Source organism: Phyllobacterium sp. RCAM01083 (assembly GCF_055685835.1).
Genome location: NZ_JBVFZN010000005.1, coordinates 1310519 through 1326878 on the forward strand (window position 1 = coordinate 1310519; position 16360 = coordinate 1326878).

Sequence of the window (16360 nt, forward strand, 5' to 3'; positions counted from 1 at the left end):
CAAAGAGGTCAAGGCTTTGGGCCAGTGTGCTGAACGCAGAGGTCAGAAAATAACCTGCCTGGAAGGAACATCCTGTTTCAAAGGCATACTGGAATATGAAGTAACTCGTGTGCTTTCACTTCCGAAGTTCGACGAGAGTCTACTGCTCAAGCAGCGAACTTCGGAATGGTACACGGGATGTCAGCGAGAGCTGAAGCAAGAAAGGAACGGCAATGTCTGAGAATAGCGTCAACATCGATCTGAATGGTCACGAGTTTGCGTTACCGATTAAAAAAGGCACCATCGGACCTGATGTCGTGGACATTGGAACACTCTACAAGAACACGGGTGCATTCACCTACGATCCGGGTTTTACATCCACAGCCTCCTGCGAGTCGCAGATCACCTATATCGACGGTGACGAAGGCATTCTGCTGCATCGCGGCTATCCGATCGAACAACTCGCCGAAAAGGGCGACTTCCTCGAAACCTGCTATCTCCTGCTTTACGGCGAACTGCCGACAAAGAGCCAGAAGCATGATTTCGACTATCGCGTGACGCACCACACCATGGTGCACGAACAGATGTCGCGCTTCTTCAGCGGCTTCCGCCGTGACGCCCATCCCATGGCGGTCATGGTCGGCTGCGTTGGCGCCCTGTCCGCTTTCTATCACGACTCGACCGATATTTCCGATCCGCATCAGCGCATGGTTGCATCCATCCGCATGATCGCCAAGATCCCGACCCTGGCTGCGATGGCTTACAAGTATCACATCGGTCAGCCCTTCGTTTACCCGAAGAACAATCTCGATTTCGCCACCAACTTCCTGCACATGTGCTTTGCCGTGCCGTGCGAAGACTACGTCCCCAATCCGGTTCTTGCCCGCGCAATGGACCGGATTTTCATTTTGCACGCTGATCACGAGCAGAATGCCTCGACGTCGACAGTGCGTCTTGCCGGTTCGTCCGGTGCCAATCCGTTCGCCTGTATCGCTGCCGGCATTGCCTGCCTCTGGGGCCCTGCCCATGGCGGCGCCAATGAGGCCGCGCTCAACATGCTCGGCGAAATCGGTACGGTTGACCGCATTCCGGAATTCATCAACCGCGCCAAGGACAAGAACGATCCGTTCCGCCTGATGGGCTTTGGCCACCGCGTCTACAAGAACTACGATCCGCGCGCCAAGATCATGCAGCAGACCACCAAGGAAGTTCTCGCCGAACTCGGCATCAAGGACGATCCGCTGCTCGACGTCGCCATGGAGCTGGAGCGCATTGCCCTGACCGACGAATATTTCATCGAGAAGAAGCTCTATCCGAACGTCGATTTCTATTCCGGCATCACCTTGAAGGCACTCGGCTTCCCCACCACCATGTTCACCGTGCTGTTCGCCGTTGCCCGTACGGTTGGCTGGATTGCCCAGTGGAAGGAAATGATCGAAGACCCGCACCAGAAGATCGGCCGCCCGCGCCAGCTTTACACCGGTGCAACGCAGCGCGACTACGTTCCGGTCGGCAATCGCAAATAAGATCATCCAGAATACGAAAAAAGGCGCCATTCGGCGCCTTTTTCATATCCAAAAGCCTGTTCCTCAGGCCCTCTGATGCACGTATTCGAGAACTTTCCCGGCGGCAATCTCGCCGGAAGGCCGTTCGGTACGCATCAATGCCGCGATCTCGTCGAAACCCTCGAGCTGCAACGCCCTGGCGTAACCCGGTTTCAGCAGTTGTTCGATTTCGCGCGCCAGCGGGCCGGGACGAACGAACTGGTTGAAATATTCCTGCACGACCCGCTTGTCGGCGATGATATTGGGCAAGGCCGCACTCCAGACCTTGATGCGCGGCGCAATGAACATGCGCGCCAGCCAGTCTGGCCGGTATGACAACACCGTCGGGATGCGCGCCAGTGCGAGTTCCAGCGACACGGTCCCGGACGCGGCCAGAGCCGCATCGGCTTCGGCGAAGGCTTTCAGGCGTTCCGCTTCGCCCACCACAATGTTTGGCTGGACTTTCCAGCCGGCAGTGAGCTGGCGCACCAGTGGTTCGACTTTGGGAAGCGTCGGCAATGTCAGCCTGAAGCGGTTGCCGCGTTCCGCCAGCAGTTCAATTGCCTCACCGAAAGGTTTGGAAAGGCTTGATATTTCTGCTCTGCGCGACCCCGGCAGGACAACAAGATTGTGTTCGGTTCTGTCAGCGAAACTGCTTTCCCGCGCCCGGTTCCGCTCTGCCGCCGCCAGCAGCGGCGCATGGGTCACCAGCCTGTGGCCGACATAGGTGGCAGGTGGGCCGTCGAGATCTTGCAATGCCTGCACCTCGAACGGCAGAATGGCCAGCACATGGTCGATATAGCCGCGCATCGCCTTGGCGCGTTCCGGGCGCCAGGCCCAGACCGACGGGCTGATATAGTTGATGATCGGGATCGATGGATCGGCCGCCCGCACCTTGCGCGCGATGCGGTGGGTGAAATCCGGGCTGTCGATAATGACGAGGCAATCGGGTTTCGCCGCAATGATGGCTTTGGCCAGCTGCGCTATGCGGCGGATGAGCTGCGGCAGTTTGGTGACGATGGCCGTCAGCCCGACCAGAGCGATTTCGTGCTGGTCGAACAAGGAGTTGAGGCCGAGGGCTGAGAGATGCTCGCCACCGACGCCGGTCAAGGTCACCTCGCCCGGATATTGCCGCCGCAGGGCCTGCACCAGATCGGCACCAAGCAGGTCGCCGGACTCTTCGCCGGTAACAATGGCAAGGCGAAGCGGCTTGGCTGCGGCCATCACTCGGCCTCCTGCGCAAAAGTTTCGATGAAAATACCGGCTTCGTTGGCAGCAGCGATTGTTTCGGCGTAGCCAAGGATCAGCGTGCGCCGCGCTTCGATGGCAATGCCCTTCAGACCGGCCTTCACCGCATTCTCCACGGTGCTTACGCCGATGGCCGGCAAATCCGCCCGCACTTCCTGCTGCGGTTTGGCGCATTTCACCAGCACACCGCCCTTGCGGTTGATCCGCTTGGCAATGCGCAGTTCGGCGACCCGCTGCAGCATGGCATCGGTGCCCTCCACGCCCTCCAGCGCCACCACACGGCTGCCGACGGCGATGGCCGCCTGCCCGATATCGAGCGAGCCGATCATGATGGCCGCCTCACGGGCGGCCCGCATATCGGCAATGCTTGCCTGATCGGCTTTTTTCCGGGTGATGGTGCCCACTTCAGGCGCCAGAATATCCGGCACGATCTCATGCGCACCGACAACCCGGAAGCCGTAGGACTCAATGGTTGAGATCACGGCCTTGAGCAAACCATCGTCACCGAGGCGAAAAGCCCGCATGAAACGATACAACGCGACGAGATTGCCGTTACCGGGCCGCAGCGCCGCGGAGAATTCCGGCCGGTGGCGCACGCCCCCCGCCAGAACGACATTACTGATCTCTTCCGATTTCAGGATTTTCATCAGGCCGCCCAGCTCGACGATCGAGATTTCGGCATGCTTGCGCGCATTGATCTCGGGCGATGCCTCGCCCTTGATGGCAATGATCAGGGGGTTCGCACCCTGCTTCTGCAGGCTTTCCGCGATGGAAATGGGCAGGAGCCCGTTGCCCGCGACAATCGCCGTGCGGCCCGTTATGGCCGCCGGTTGCGTCCCATCCGTTGTCTTAGCTGTTGTCGTCACTGTCGCTGGTCTCGATTCCGGAACCGAGGGGCGGCGTGCAGAACGCACGTTTGGTATCAGCGGTGATGAAATCGACCAGATCGAGAACCGCCGGCGATTGAGAAAAGGCAAGACGCACGTCACCGGCGCGATTGCGGACCGGCTTGCTGCGGTCGAATAGCATGCGCACCGCACGGCGCAGATTGTGTATCTCCGGGCGGGCCATGCCCGAGCGCTTCATGCCGACAATGTTCAGGCCGCCCAGATAGGCGTGATTGCCGATCACCATGCCATAGGGAATGACATCCAGTGCCACTGCTGCAAGCCCGCCGACAAACGCATGGTGGCCAACCCGCACAAATTGATGCAAGGCAGCGCCGCCGCCGATGATGACGTTATTGCCGACGGACACATGGCCGCCGATCATGACGTTGTTGGCAAAGGTCACATTGTCGCCGATGTCGCAATCATGCGCCACATGTGAATAGGCGAGGAACATGCAGTTGTCGCCAACCGTGGTCAAACCCCGGCTGCCATCGGTGCCGCGATTCATCGTGACGCCTTCGCGGATCGTGCAGTTCCGGCCAATGACAAGCGTGGTGTGCCCACCCTTGTGCTTGGTGTTCTGCGGATCGCCACCCAGAATCGCGTTCGGATAGACCTTGGCACCATCGCCGAGGGTGGTCGCCCCCATGATGACGACATGGCTCAGCAGAGTGACATCATTGCCAATGACCGCTTCCGGTCCGATATGGCAGAATGGCCCGATGTTTACCCTGTCACCAATCTTTGCGCCCGCCTCGACAATCGACGTGGGATGAATGCTGGAATTGGACATCAAGCTCCGGTCTCGTCTTCTTCAGGGAAGCTGACCATTGCCGCCACGTCAGCTTCGGCAACCTTCACGCCATCAACTTCCGCAACGCAGCTGTACTTGTGGATGTTGCCGCGCTGCTTGAGCTTGGTCACGCGCAGCTTGAGCTGATCACCCGGCACGACAGGCTTGCGGAACTTGGCATTGTCGATGGTCATAAAGAACACCTTGCCCGGCTTGCCGCTGCCATTGTGGAACAGAACGATAGCACCGGCGGTCTGCGCCATGGCCTCAATGATCAGAACGCCGGGCATGATCGGCAGTTCAGGAAAATGACCGGCAAAATGCGGCTCGTTGATGCTGACATTCTTGATACCCGTGGCCGAGACATCGCGATCGATATCGACGATGCGGTCAATCAGCAGAAAGGGATAGCGATGCGGCAGATTTGCCAGAAGCTTCTGGATGTCCGCGACGCCAAGACTGCTCGCCTGTACATTTTCATTCATCTGAACTGCTCTCCTTCTTGGTCCTGGTCATCGCGCGGACACTCGCGATTTCACGGAACCATTGCTTGAACGGCTGCGCGGGCGCACCGGCCCACCGCTCACCGTCCGGAATATCATTCATCACACCGCTTGCTGCGGCGATTTCCACGCGGGAACCAATATTGACGTGATCCTTGATGCCGACGCTGCCACCCAGCATTGTCATGTCGCCAAGCACCACACTACCGGAAATGCCACATTGCGCAGCAATCACGCAATGGCGTCCAATACGAACATTGTGGGCAATCTGCACGAGATTATCGATTTTCGTGCCTTCGCCGATCACTGTATCGGCGAGCGCGCCGCGATCAATGGTCGTGTTGGCGCCAATTTCGACATTGTCCTGGATGATGACGCGGCCAAGCTGGGGCATCTTGTCGAGGCCGGCCTTGCCCGGGACATAACCAAACCCATCCTGCCCGATACGCACACCCGGATGCAGCAGCACACGATTGCCAAGAAAGGCATACTGGACCGAGCAGCTCGGCGCGATATAGCAATCGCGGCCGATCTTGCAGCCGTTGCCGATGACGACGCTGGCGGCAATGACGGTGCCGGCACCGATGGAAACGCGCTTGCCGATGATGACACCGGGCTCGATCGTCACGCCGTCTTCTATTTCAGCGGTCGGATCAATGATGGCGTGGGGTGAAACACCCGTCTCTTCGCCGCTCCAGAGATGCGCATTCACCGCCCGCGGATAAAGCGCGCGGCCAATGGCGGCGAAATCCTGCTGCGGATGGCGGCTGACGATAACCGCAACGGTCTTGGGCACGCTTGCTTTGACTTCGTCCGTGCACAGAACGCCGGCGGCTTTCAAACCTTCGAGATTTTGCGCGTTCTTCTTGCCATCGATGAACACAAGCGCATCGGGACCGGCATCAGCCAGGGATGCGAGGCGGGCGACCGGCCGGTTGGCCAGAGAACTGTCCACAAGAACGCCATTGGTCAGATCGGCGATCTGACCAACAGTCACGTTCAGCAGTGGCTCATAAAAGATCGGATCGGCCATCGACTAACTTTCTCCCCCGGGGAAATATGCTCCCCCGGGAGGTCAGCAATCTATCAGAATTTGCTCGACATGCCGAAGTTGAAGTTCTGCACCTGATCGCCATCCACTTTCTTGACGGGGAAAGCGTAGTCGAAGCGCAGCGGACCGAACGGCGATGCCCACATGATACTTACACCCGCGGATGCGCGCCATTCCATGCTGGTGTTCGATGCCTGCTTGAGATCATTGCCATACAATGTAGCAGCGTCGGCAAACAGGGCGCCACGAATACCCAGGCTCTCAGGAACGATCGGCAGCGGGAACTGCGTTTCCACGGTGGCATTGAAGTAGGTATTACCACCCAGGAAGCTGCCCTTGGCATCCGCCACGCTCAAGTCGCGTGGACCGATACCGGCATATTTGAAGCCGCGAATCATTTCCTGATTGTTCTTGAACGTGTCAAACACGCGCAGATCGTCGCCAAATCCCTTGATGTAGCCAGCGCCGACACCGACGAGGCCGACAATGTCCATTTCCTGGGAAAGCGTCTTGTAGTAGCTGCCCTTGAACGTTGTCTTCAGGTAGTTGGCATCGCCGCCGACACCAGCATATTCCTGGTTGAACTTGGCATAGAGACCATCATGCGGGTTTTTCGTATCGTCGATGGTATTGTAGACAAGCGACCAGCTGACCGACGACTTGATCCATGTACCGCGATTTGCCGCATCAATGAACGCCTGCGAAATCTGCGACGGATCAGGAATGTCCGTCCCCGGGATCTTCGCAGCGTCCTCGATCGTGTATTTTTCCTGCGACAGGTTGTAAGCAACACCCGCCGTCAGTGTTTCGGTGATCGGCAGACCAAAACGGATCGTACCGCCGGTCAGATCGGTCTGATACTTGTCATTGACGCCGGACTGGCGCTTGAACAGATCGAAACCAGCCGAAATACGCTGACCGAGGAAGTAAGGCTCGGTGAAGGACAGCGAGTAGGTACGGTTGTTGTTCAGGCCGCCACCGGCAGCGATACGGATATACTGGCCGCGACCGAGGAAGTTGCGCTCGGTGATCGAGCCTTCCACTGTCGGTCCGGGGCTTTCACCACCGGTCGTATAACCGCCACCGATGGAGAATTCACCGGTCGACTTCTCGACAACGTCCACAACCAGAATAACCTGGTCAGGCTGCGAGCCGGGAGCGGTCGAGATATTGACGGTCTGGAAGAATTCAAGCCGCTCCAGGCGCTTCTTGGCGCGCTGGATCAGGACCTGATTGAACGCATCGCCTTCGCTCACATCGAATTCACGGCGGATGACGTAGTCACGTGTCTTCTCGTTGCCGCGGATTTCAATGCGCTCGAGATAGGCGCGCGGACCCTGGTCGATGTTGTAGACGACCGAAATCGTGTGGTTCTCGAAGTTACGGTCGCCGCGCGGCTCCACCTTGGCAAAGGCATAACCCTGGCCAGCCACCTTTTCGGACAGCTTGATGATGGAGTCTTCGACTTCCTTGGCGTTATAGGTATCGCCTTCGGATGTCTGCACGAGACCACCCAGCTTGGATGTATCGACACCCTCGACCGAGCTCTGGATTTCTACGCCGCCGAACTTGTACTTCTCACCCTCTTCAACCGTAACGGTGATCGTGTATTCGTTGGTTGCGGCATCGAGATTGGCCGTCGACGAAACGACGCGGAAATCCGCATAACCGCGGTTGTAATAGAAGCGGCGCAGCGACTCTTCGTCCGCCCGCATGCGATCTTCGCTGTACACGTCATTGCGCGTCAGCCAGGACAGCGGGTTGGAACGCTTGGTCGAGATCACGTCGCGCAGGCGGCGCTCACCAAAGGCGTTATTGCCGACAAATACGATGTTGGCGATCTTGGTGCGGTCACCTTCGTTGATGTCGAAGACAACGTTGACGCGACCCTGACCGAGATCCATGATGCGCGAACTTACCGTAGCATCGCTGCGGCCGATGTTGCGATAAGCGGCGCGGACAGCCTCGGTATCAGCGTCGAGCGTCTGCTGGCTGAAGGCGCTGCGCGACTTCGACTGCACGACACCGGTCAGCTGCGCGTCCTTGATCTTCTTGTTGCCGCGGAAAATGACCTGATTGACGACCTGATGCTCGGACACGGTAACGATCAACGCACCGCCGGACTGGGTGATGCGCACATCGCCGAACAGACCCGTGTTGAACAGGCGCTTGGTGGCAGCATCAATATCATTGTTGGAGAAAGGCTTGCCTGGCGTGATGCCGAGATTGTCCTTGACTGTCTGGGCATCCACACGGGTGTTCCCGCGCACTTCAATGCGGCTGACGGTTGCTGCCTGTGCTGCTGTAATCCCCGCAACCGTCGTAACGATCGCTCCCGAACTTACCAGAGCCGCTGAAATGGCGAGCGCCGACGCTGCACCAACGAATTTTGAACTTGCCGCCATAGGCCTACTAAACCTTTGTTTCTCGTTGTCCCCGGGCGAGATCCCGGACTAAGCAATTACTCGCACACCGTCATAGCCGGTTTTTACATACACGCAAGGCTTACGGTTAAAATCTATTTACTTCACACGAAAGCGTGGCATCCCTGCCACGCCATTCACGGCTTATAGTAAACAGATCATAACGCTTTTCCACCCCACCCCTTTAATTTTCACTAATGTTTAATTTTCATCACCGACAGGCGAAAAGATCATTAAACACAACAAAACCCATGAATCCCAGCACCAGAAGGAAGCCTATCCGGAAGAAAATCTCCTGAACGGCCGGCTTTACCGGCCTGCGGATGACCGCTTCCACGGCATAAAAGATCAAATGTCCGCCATCCAGCGGCGGCAGCGGGAAAAGATTGAGCAAACCGATGCCGATCGACAGCATGGCGGTCAGCTGAATCAGCCAGTCGATCCCCTGACTGGCGGCCTGCCCTGCCATCGTGGCAATTTTGACCGGTCCGCCCAGCTGGCACTTGTCTTCCCTGCCGGCAAAGAAACGGCTGAAAAACTGGCCTGTCCGGGCAATGATGAAACCGCTTTCACGCACCGCCTGGCCGACTGATTCGATGGGGTTGTAGGTCACCCGCCGGAAGTTGCCGAACTCTTGATTGTTCACCACGCCGATCGCGGCGACTTTCACCGGATTGCCCAAGGCGTCCTTCTGTTCGGCAAGCTCCGGAGTGGCGGTCAGACTGACTTCCTGCCCCTTGCGCTCGACGACAAATTTCAGAGAATCGCCCGCCCGTGCCGAAACATGGCGCTGAACATCGGCAAAGGTTTCCACCTTGTCGCCATCCACGCTGATGAAGCGGTCGCCCGGCAGAAATCCGGCCACCGCAGCGGGGCCGCCCGGACGCACTTCCGCAACCACCGGGTCTGCCACCATGCGGCCATAGAGCGCAAAGAAGACGGAAAAGATCGCAACGGTCAGAAGAATATTGAACGCGGGGCCGGCAAAGACCGTCGCCGCGCGCTTCCACACGGGCTGGGTGTGGAAAGCAACGGCGCGCTCTTCAGCGGTCATGTTTTCAGGCAAGCCGATCGGCGAACTGGCCACGCTCTCGTCGCCGGCGAACTTCACATAACCGCCCAGGGGAATCGCCGACAATTTCCAGCGGGTGCCGCTGCGGTCGTTGAACCCGAACAATTCAGGGCCGAAACCGATCGAAAAGGCCTGGACGCCGATGCCGCACCACCGTCCCACGAGATAGTGCCCCATCTCGTGAACGAAGACGACAACCGTGAGTACAATCAGAAAGGGTAAAATCGTACCGATAAGCAAACCGTGCGTGCCGAAGATATAGCTCAGCGTATCCGTCAAAGTGTCCTCCGGGCCTTGCCCAACCCCGTCAGAGGGTCACCTAAGCTCAGCCTGCTAGAAAAGAATGTCGTAAGGCGTTTCCGGCTTCACCAGAATTGCCCCGATGAGGTACAGCAATGCCGCTGCGGCTACAAGTCCATCCACCCGGTCCATCACGCCACCGTGACCGGGGATCATGTATCCCGAATCCTTGACGCCGAATTTCCGTTTGACCCATGATTCGCCGAGATCGCCGATCTGCGCGGTCACCGACAGCACGAAGGCGATGAGCGGAATGGGCACACCGCCGGCCGGGGTAATGAAGGCTGCGCAGGCCACACCGGCAGCCACGCCCGCGGCAGCGCCGCCAATGGCGCCTGACCAGGTTTTATTCGGCGAGAAACGCGGAGCCAGTTTTGGCCCGCCCAGTGCCCGTCCGTTGAAATAGGCGAAGATATCGGTCGACCAGACAACGGCAAACAGGAACAGAACAGCGGCAAAGCCATCCCCGGTGTCGCCGCGCACGAATGTCAGCGCGATGGCCGGAAATCCGGCATAGAGCAGACCGATCGCCGGCCACAGGCCGGACTGCCGTCCACCCAGCACTGCCGTCAGCACGGCTCCGGCCAGCAATATGCCGATGATCAAAAGTCCATTGTGCGACAGCAGCAAAAGTCCAAGCACCACGAGCAGGCAGGCCCAGGCAATGCCGCGGGTCAGCGGACTGGAGCGATCCAGCGTTATGGCATGCCATTCATAGAAAACACCCAAACCGATGGCACTGGCCATGAGCGCAAATGGCACGCCGCCAACCCAGGTCAGGGCGACGGCGTTTGCAATCATGACAACGGCACTGAGGGTTCGTATATGCAGATTGCTGAGACGGCCGGTGCCCTTGTCCGGTGCGGATGGCCCCGATGCCGTCACAGAGCTATTTCCTGCTGATTGACGCCGCCAAAGCGCCGCTCGCGCATGTGGAAGGTTTCGATCGCTTCCGCCAGGTGGGTGGATTTGAAATCCGGCCAGTAGCACGGCAGGAACATGAACTCCGAATAGGCCGCCTGCCAGAGCAGGAAGTTCGACAGCCGCATCTCGCCGCTGGTGCGAATGATCAGATCCGGATCCGGAATGCCCGCCGTATCGAGCCGCTCAGCGATAGCCTCGGCGGTCACCTCGTCCTGCGTCAGAACACCCGCTGCGACGTCAGATACCAACGCCTTCACCGCGCGGGTGATTTCATTGCGCGAACCGTAGTTGAAGGCAATGATCAGCGTCAGTGCCGTGTTTTTCTCGGTCAGGCTTTCCGCTTCGGTCAGGAGGGCGCGAATATCCTTCGCCAGGCCTTCCCGCTCGCCAATGATGCGCACGCGTACATTCTCGCGATGCAGATCAGCCAGATCGCGCCGGATGAACAGCTTGAGCAGGCCCATCAGATCAGACACTTCGGATCGCGGGCGCGACCAGTTTTCCGATGAGAACGCAAACAGGGTCAGGTACGGAATGCCCATTTTGCCGGCGGCGCGAATGGTCTCGCGCAGCGCGTCGACGCCCGCCTTGTGACCGGCGGTGCGTGGCAGGCCACGTGCTTTTGCCCAACGGCCATTTCCATCCATGATGATGGCAATGTGGCGCGGATTGGACATGGCATTCAACCTCCGGTGGTATTAACGGGCTAAAAACAGACTAAACCTGCATGATTTCCGTCTGCTTGACTGCAACAACCTTGTCCATTTCGGCAATGGTCTCGTCCGTCAGCTTCTGTACTTTTTCGGAAAGAACGCGGTTGTCATCCTGACTGATCGCGCCATCCTTTTCGAGCTTTTTCAACTCGTCCATGCCATCGCGGCGCACATGGCGGGCGGCAACTTTCGCCTGCTCCACATACTGATGGGCAATCTTGACGAGTTCCTTGCGGCGCTGCTCGTTGAGTTCCGGCAAGGGAATGCGCAGATTGTTGCCGTCGGTGATCGGATTGAGGCCAAGACCCGACTCGCGAATGGCACGCTCGACCTTGCCAACCATCGACTTGTCCCAGACCGAGACGGCAAGCATGCGTGATTCGGGCACGGTGATGTTGGCGACCTGGTTCAGCGGCATATGCGAACCATAGGCCTCGACGGTGATCGGCTCCAGCAAACTCGCCGATGCACGGCCTGTCCGCAGGCCATTGAGGTCATGTTTCAATGCCTGCACGGCACCATCCATACGGCGCTTCAGGTCATTCAAATCGAGTGCATCACTCATATTCAACGCTCCTATATTCTTTCCGTTATTCTGGTCAGCCCCTGCGAGGTTGGCGGGTCAATCGTCGGAAACGATTGTCGCGCGTCCTCTGCCCTGCAGAATTTCGGCAAAACCACCCTTTTCGTGGATTGAATAGACAATTATTGGGATATTGTTCTCGCGCGCAAGGGCCACGGCTGTTGTATCCATCACCGTAAGGCCGCGATCGAGCATCTCCTTGTGGGTAAGTCGCTCAAAGCGGACGGCGCTGGGGTCCTTTTTGGGATCGGCGGTGTAAACGCCGTCAACCTGCGTGCCCTTGAACAGGGCATCGGCGCCCACTTCGGCTGCGCGCAACGCTGCGGCCGAATCTGTCGTAAAGAATGGATTGCCCGTGCCGCCGGCAAAAATCACGACCTTCCCCATGTCCATGTAGGCTGTCGCCTGTCTCTGCGAGAACGTCTCGCACAATTCAGGCATGGCAATGGCGGAGAGGACGACGGTGTCTATGCCGATCTTGACGAGGGAGGTGCGCAAGGCCAGTGAATTGATCACCGTGGCAAGCATGCCCATGTGGTCGCCGGTGACCCGGTCGCCGCCCTTGGACGCGACAGCGACACCGCGAAAGATATTGCCGCCGCCAATCACCACCCCGACTTCAACGTCGAGCGCCCGCGCTTCGGCAATATCACTGGCAATACGGTCGGCAACCGCAACGTCGATACCGAAACCCTGATCGCCCATGAGGGCTTCACCGGAGGCTTTCAGTAGAACGCGTTTATAGACAGCCGTACCAACCATAAGACCTCCCGCAGAGTCGTGCATTTCAGATATTCGAAGCCCGGATACACCAAGGGCACCGCGTTGTCACGCGATGCCCTCTGATTTCGTCAGTTGTGAAATTACTTCTTCACAGCTGCTGCAACTTCCGCTGCGAAATCGGTCTCTTCCTTCTCGATGCCCTCGCCCAGAGCAAAACGGGCAAATGCAGTGATCTTGGCCGGTGCGCCGATTGCCTTTTCCGCATCTTTCAGAGCGGCTTCGACAGTCAGGTCGGGATTGATGACGAAAGCCTGCGAGAGAAGAACAACTTCCTCATAGAACTTGCGCAGACGGCCTTCGACCATCTTTTCGATGATGTTGTCTGGCTTGCCGGACTGGCGTGCAGATTCGGTGAAAACCGCCTTTTCACGCTCGACGGCAGCCGGATCGACTTCAGCGGCGGTCAAAGCCAGCGGGTTGGTTGCCGCAACATGCATGGCTACCTGGCGGCCGAATGCATTGGCAGCATCGGCATTGCCGGCTGTTTCGATGGCAACGAGAACACCAAGCTTGCCGAGACCATCGGAAACGGCGTTGTGGATGTAGGTTGCAACAACGCCTTCACCAACGCTGAGCGCTGCAGACCGGCGGAAAGACAGGTTTTCGCCGATTGTGCCAACCGCATCCTTGATGGTGTCGACAACGGACTTGCCGGTTGCCGGATAGGTCGCAGCAGCAACGGCAGCCGTGGAACCATCGCTACCAAGAGCAACCGTCGCAACGTTGCGAACGATGTCCTGGAACGCGTCGTTGCGCGCAACGAAGTCCGTTTCGGAGTTGACTTCAACGATAACCGACTTCTTGCCGTTGGTTGCAACACCAACGAGACCTTCGGCAGCCGTACGGCCGGCCTTCTTGTCGGCCTTGGAAATGCCCTTGGCACGCAGCCAGTCAACGGCAGCTTCCATGTCGCCATTGGTTTCGGTCAGGGCTGCCTTGCAGTCCATCATGCCGGCACCGCTGATTTCGCGGAGTTCTTTTACCTGTGATGCAGAAATGCTCATTATGTCGCCTCTTCTCAAAGCGAAGGCATACTGGGGAAACCAGCATGCCAACTTTGCGGCGCGTCATGCGCCAATACAATTGTTTTTAGTCACCCGTTACGACGGGTATATGAAGCCTCAAGCGGAGGCTTCACCGTCCTGTGCAGGAGCCGGTGCCGGCTCTTCGAGCGCTGGCTCGACAGGAGCTTCGTCCTGGGCGCCGATATCGATGCCGAGCGAGCCCTGCTGACGCAGGATGCCATCGAGGGCAGCCTTGGCAATCAGATCGCAATAGAGCGAAATGGCGCGCGAGGCGTCGTCGTTGCCGGGGATCGGGAAGTCGATCTGGTCCGGATCGCAGTTGGAGTCGATAACGGCTACAACCGGAATACCAAGACGCTTGGCTTCCTGAATGGCAATCGCTTCCTTGTTGGTATCGATGATGAAGATCAGGTCCGGGATCGAACCCATGTTCTTGATACCGCCGAGGGCGCGGTTGAGCTTTTCGCGTTCACGATCGAGGTTCAGGCGTTCCTTCTTGGTGAAGCCCTGTGCTTCGCCGGAAAGAAGTTCGTCCAGCTTGCGCAGACGCTGAATGGAGTTCGAGATCGTCTTCCAGTTGGTCATCATGCCGCCGAGCCAGCGGGCATTGACGTAGTACTGGGCCGAACGGGTTGCCGCATCGGCAATGATGTCCGAAGCCTGGCGCTTGGTGCCGACGAACAGAACGCGGCCGCCACGGGCTACGGTGTCCGAAACCTTCTGCAGCGCGCGGTGAAGCAGCGGAACAGTCTGGGCCAGATCGAGAATGTGAATGTTGTTGCGGTCACCATAAATGTATGGTGCCATTTTCGGGTTCCAGCGATGTGTCTGGTGGCCGAAGTGAACGCCAGCTTCGAGGAGCTGACGCATGCTGAAATCAGGCAATGCCATCTCTTAGTTTTCCTTTTCCGGTTTAACCTCCACAGGAAAGAGGCGGGAAACCCGCCACCGGAGGCCATATCGGATTTCTCCCGATATCAACCCAAATCCCGTGTGTGGAATGAAGCGGCTGTTAATGGATATTACCGGCAAACGCAAGAGCTACGGTGAGAAAAGGCTATTTTCACAGGTTTCACCGTCGCGTTATCGATAAATGGCTCCGCGATGGCCAATCTCAAGAACCAAAATAATAAGCCGTTTTCCCTGCAGGTCGCAAATGATGCGGTAGTTTCCGACTCGATAGCGCCAAAGACCGCCAAGCGGCCCCGTCAGCGCTTTGCCCAATTGCCGAGGATCGTCGACTGAAGCCAGACGTTCTCGCAAAAACGCAGCAATTCGCTTTGCATCATGTCGATCAAGTTTTGCCAGTTGCTTTGCGGCGGTAGCAGATAGCTCAATCTGCCAAACCAAGATCGCGTTCCACTTCATCCAAGGAGTAAACGCGCTCTTCTCCTTTGCGTATCCGCTCGAGAACGCCAAGGCCTAGATAGTAATCTTCCATGTCATCCAGGCCATTCTCGATAATTTCGCGTAAATAGAATGCTTTGCTCCGGCCGGTCTTGGACGCGAGGGTATCCAGTCTCTGTTCGATTTCAGGAGTTAAACGGATAGATGTCGCCATGATTGCCGCCGGTTGTATTCACTGCATTCAATGTATTCACTTTATCGCGAAAATTCAAGAATGGGAGATTTCATCCTCTACTTCGTGCACTTCGGCGCATCGAAAAGCTCCAGATTGACGAGCTTGCCGGTCATGGAGAAATCGCCGTAATCCATCTTGAGATCGCGGGTCACGCCATTGCGATAGAGTTTGAAATTGATGCGGTAGCTGGGCAGGCCTTCCGATTTGTCAGTATCGTCGAAATAGGCGATGGAAACCGGCCAGGTGTTTTCCTTCTCGAGCGCGCCCATCTTCTTCGTCTCGTCATCGGAATCACCGGGAGCGGCCTTGCCGATAACCACCGTCGTCGCCATGACCTTGTCGGCATCCTCGGAGCCGTCAAACAGTTTTGTCTGGTAGAACACATCCCCGGCGATCGCCTTCTCGATCAATTCCTGCATGTGGCGTGTCGGGAACTGCGAAAGCTCGAGATTTTCCTTGTTCGCTTCCGGCTTGGTAAGGGAGATTTCTGTCTTGTCCTTGTCCAGAAGCGCATCGCCGCGCACTTCCTTGGTCAGGCTCTGATCGACAAATGTCTTGTTGACGAAACGGAATTTGGCGCCGTCACCCGACTCGAACGTGGTGGTCTGCTGGTCGGTCACCCTTTGAGGCTGTTCTTCCATGTCGACGCGCGTCACAAAGCGAAAATTTGTCGTGTAACCTTCACAATCCGAACCATTGAATTCGTATACCATGCGGCCTGTCAGCCCCGTGATACCACTGCTTTCCTGCGCGTTATCCAGCTTGAGATCATAAATGGCGCGGTGTGGTACGAGAGTCGCTGTTCCAGCAGCGAGAGCCATCGACGATCCGGAAAGACCAAGGGCACTCAGGCTGAAAACGAGGACGGGGAATAGACGCATTGACAAGATTCTCCAGTTTTCGAATGGCCATATTAAAAAAACTCTTGGCGGAAGCGAGGCAAAAAT

General features: G+C 57.6%; 17 protein-coding genes. 1 reads left to right on the plus strand and 16 read right to left on the minus strand.

Going from position 1 to position 16360, the window contains the following annotated elements; translation table 11 throughout:
* Positions 1 to 212 precede the first annotated feature (212 nt).
* Positions 213 to 1505, plus strand: coding sequence for a citrate synthase (gltA, locus tag ACZ25R_RS13145; RefSeq protein WP_105732880.1), 1293 nt, complete (start codon positions 213 to 215; stop codon positions 1503 to 1505).
* A gap of 63 nt (positions 1506 to 1568) precedes the next feature.
* On the opposite strand, the gene lpxB is transcribed toward gltA, so the two are convergent.
* The 16 genes from lpxB to ACZ25R_RS13225 all read right to left on the minus strand — a co-directional run bounded on the left by lpxB (position 1569) and on the right by ACZ25R_RS13225 (position 16294).
* A complete protein-coding gene (lpxB, locus tag ACZ25R_RS13150; RefSeq protein ID WP_472461218.1) occupies positions 1569 to 2750 on the minus strand; it encodes a lipid-A-disaccharide synthase in 1182 nt (393 codons plus the stop codon).
* Positions 2747 to 3637, minus strand: a complete 891-nt coding sequence (locus ACZ25R_RS13155; RefSeq protein ID WP_472461219.1) for an LpxI family protein — start codon at positions 3635 to 3637, stop codon at positions 2747 to 2749. The genes lpxB and ACZ25R_RS13155 overlap by 4 nt, the downstream gene beginning before the upstream one ends.
* Complete coding sequence (gene lpxA, locus ACZ25R_RS13160) at positions 3621 to 4454, minus strand: acyl-ACP--UDP-N-acetylglucosamine O-acyltransferase (RefSeq protein ID WP_464660225.1); 834 nt, start codon at positions 4452 to 4454, stop codon at positions 3621 to 3623. The genes ACZ25R_RS13155 and lpxA overlap by 17 nt, the downstream gene beginning before the upstream one ends.
* Positions 4454 to 4939, minus strand: a complete 486-nt coding sequence (gene fabZ, locus ACZ25R_RS13165) for a 3-hydroxyacyl-ACP dehydratase FabZ (protein ID WP_223615028.1) — start codon at positions 4937 to 4939, stop codon at positions 4454 to 4456. The genes lpxA and fabZ overlap by 1 nt, the downstream gene beginning before the upstream one ends.
* Positions 4932 to 5990, minus strand: a complete 1059-nt coding sequence (gene lpxD, locus ACZ25R_RS13170) for a UDP-3-O-(3-hydroxymyristoyl)glucosamine N-acyltransferase (protein WP_223615029.1) — start codon at positions 5988 to 5990, stop codon at positions 4932 to 4934. Before lpxD ends, fabZ begins: the two co-directional genes overlap by 8 nt.
* A gap of 53 nt (positions 5991 to 6043) precedes the next feature.
* Entirely contained in the window at positions 6044 to 8413 is a 2370-nt protein-coding gene (gene bamA / locus ACZ25R_RS13175; protein ID WP_346306822.1) for an outer membrane protein assembly factor BamA, read from the minus strand.
* Between the two features lie 229 nt (positions 8414 to 8642).
* On the minus strand, positions 8643 to 9782 hold the full coding sequence (gene rseP / locus ACZ25R_RS13180; protein ID WP_472461220.1) for an RIP metalloprotease RseP: 1140 nt from the start codon (positions 9780 to 9782) through the stop codon (positions 8643 to 8645).
* 54 nt (positions 9783 to 9836) lie between these two features.
* A complete protein-coding gene (locus ACZ25R_RS13185; protein WP_472461221.1) occupies positions 9837 to 10688 on the minus strand; it encodes a phosphatidate cytidylyltransferase in 852 nt (283 codons plus the stop codon).
* On the minus strand, positions 10685 to 11404 hold the full coding sequence (locus ACZ25R_RS13190) for an isoprenyl transferase (protein WP_472461222.1): 720 nt from the start codon (positions 11402 to 11404) through the stop codon (positions 10685 to 10687). Before ACZ25R_RS13190 ends, ACZ25R_RS13185 begins: the two co-directional genes overlap by 4 nt.
* A 40-nt stretch (positions 11405 to 11444) precedes the next feature.
* The gene (gene frr / locus ACZ25R_RS13195) at positions 11445 to 12005 is read right to left on the minus strand and encodes a ribosome recycling factor (RefSeq protein WP_105732890.1); all 561 of its coding nucleotides are present in this window, start codon (positions 12003 to 12005) and stop codon (positions 11445 to 11447) included.
* A 57-nt stretch (positions 12006 to 12062) separates the two neighbouring features.
* Positions 12063 to 12785: a UMP kinase gene (gene pyrH, locus ACZ25R_RS13200; protein ID WP_472461223.1), complete on the minus strand. Its 723-nt coding sequence runs from the start codon at positions 12783 to 12785 to the stop codon at positions 12063 to 12065.
* A gap of 101 nt (positions 12786 to 12886) precedes the next feature.
* Positions 12887 to 13810, minus strand: a complete 924-nt coding sequence (gene tsf / locus ACZ25R_RS13205) for a translation elongation factor Ts (RefSeq protein ID WP_346306826.1) — start codon at positions 13808 to 13810, stop codon at positions 12887 to 12889.
* 117 nt (positions 13811 to 13927) lie between these two features.
* Positions 13928 to 14722 (minus strand): 30S ribosomal protein S2, encoded by a 795-nt coding sequence (gene rpsB, locus ACZ25R_RS13210; protein ID WP_223615036.1) that lies wholly within the window; start codon positions 14720 to 14722, stop codon positions 13928 to 13930.
* A 192-nt stretch (positions 14723 to 14914) separates the two neighbouring features.
* Positions 14915 to 15181 (minus strand): type II toxin-antitoxin system RelE family toxin, encoded by a 267-nt coding sequence (locus ACZ25R_RS13215; protein WP_464660215.1) that lies wholly within the window; start codon positions 15179 to 15181, stop codon positions 14915 to 14917.
* Positions 15165 to 15392, minus strand: coding sequence for a type II toxin-antitoxin system RelB family antitoxin (relB, locus tag ACZ25R_RS13220; protein ID WP_105732895.1), 228 nt, complete (start codon positions 15390 to 15392; stop codon positions 15165 to 15167). The genes ACZ25R_RS13215 and relB overlap by 17 nt, the downstream gene beginning before the upstream one ends.
* 77 nt (positions 15393 to 15469) lie before the next feature.
* Positions 15470 to 16294, minus strand: coding sequence for a cell envelope integrity EipB family protein (locus ACZ25R_RS13225; protein WP_472461224.1), 825 nt, complete (start codon positions 16292 to 16294; stop codon positions 15470 to 15472).
* Between the last annotated feature and the right edge of the window lie 66 nt (positions 16295 to 16360).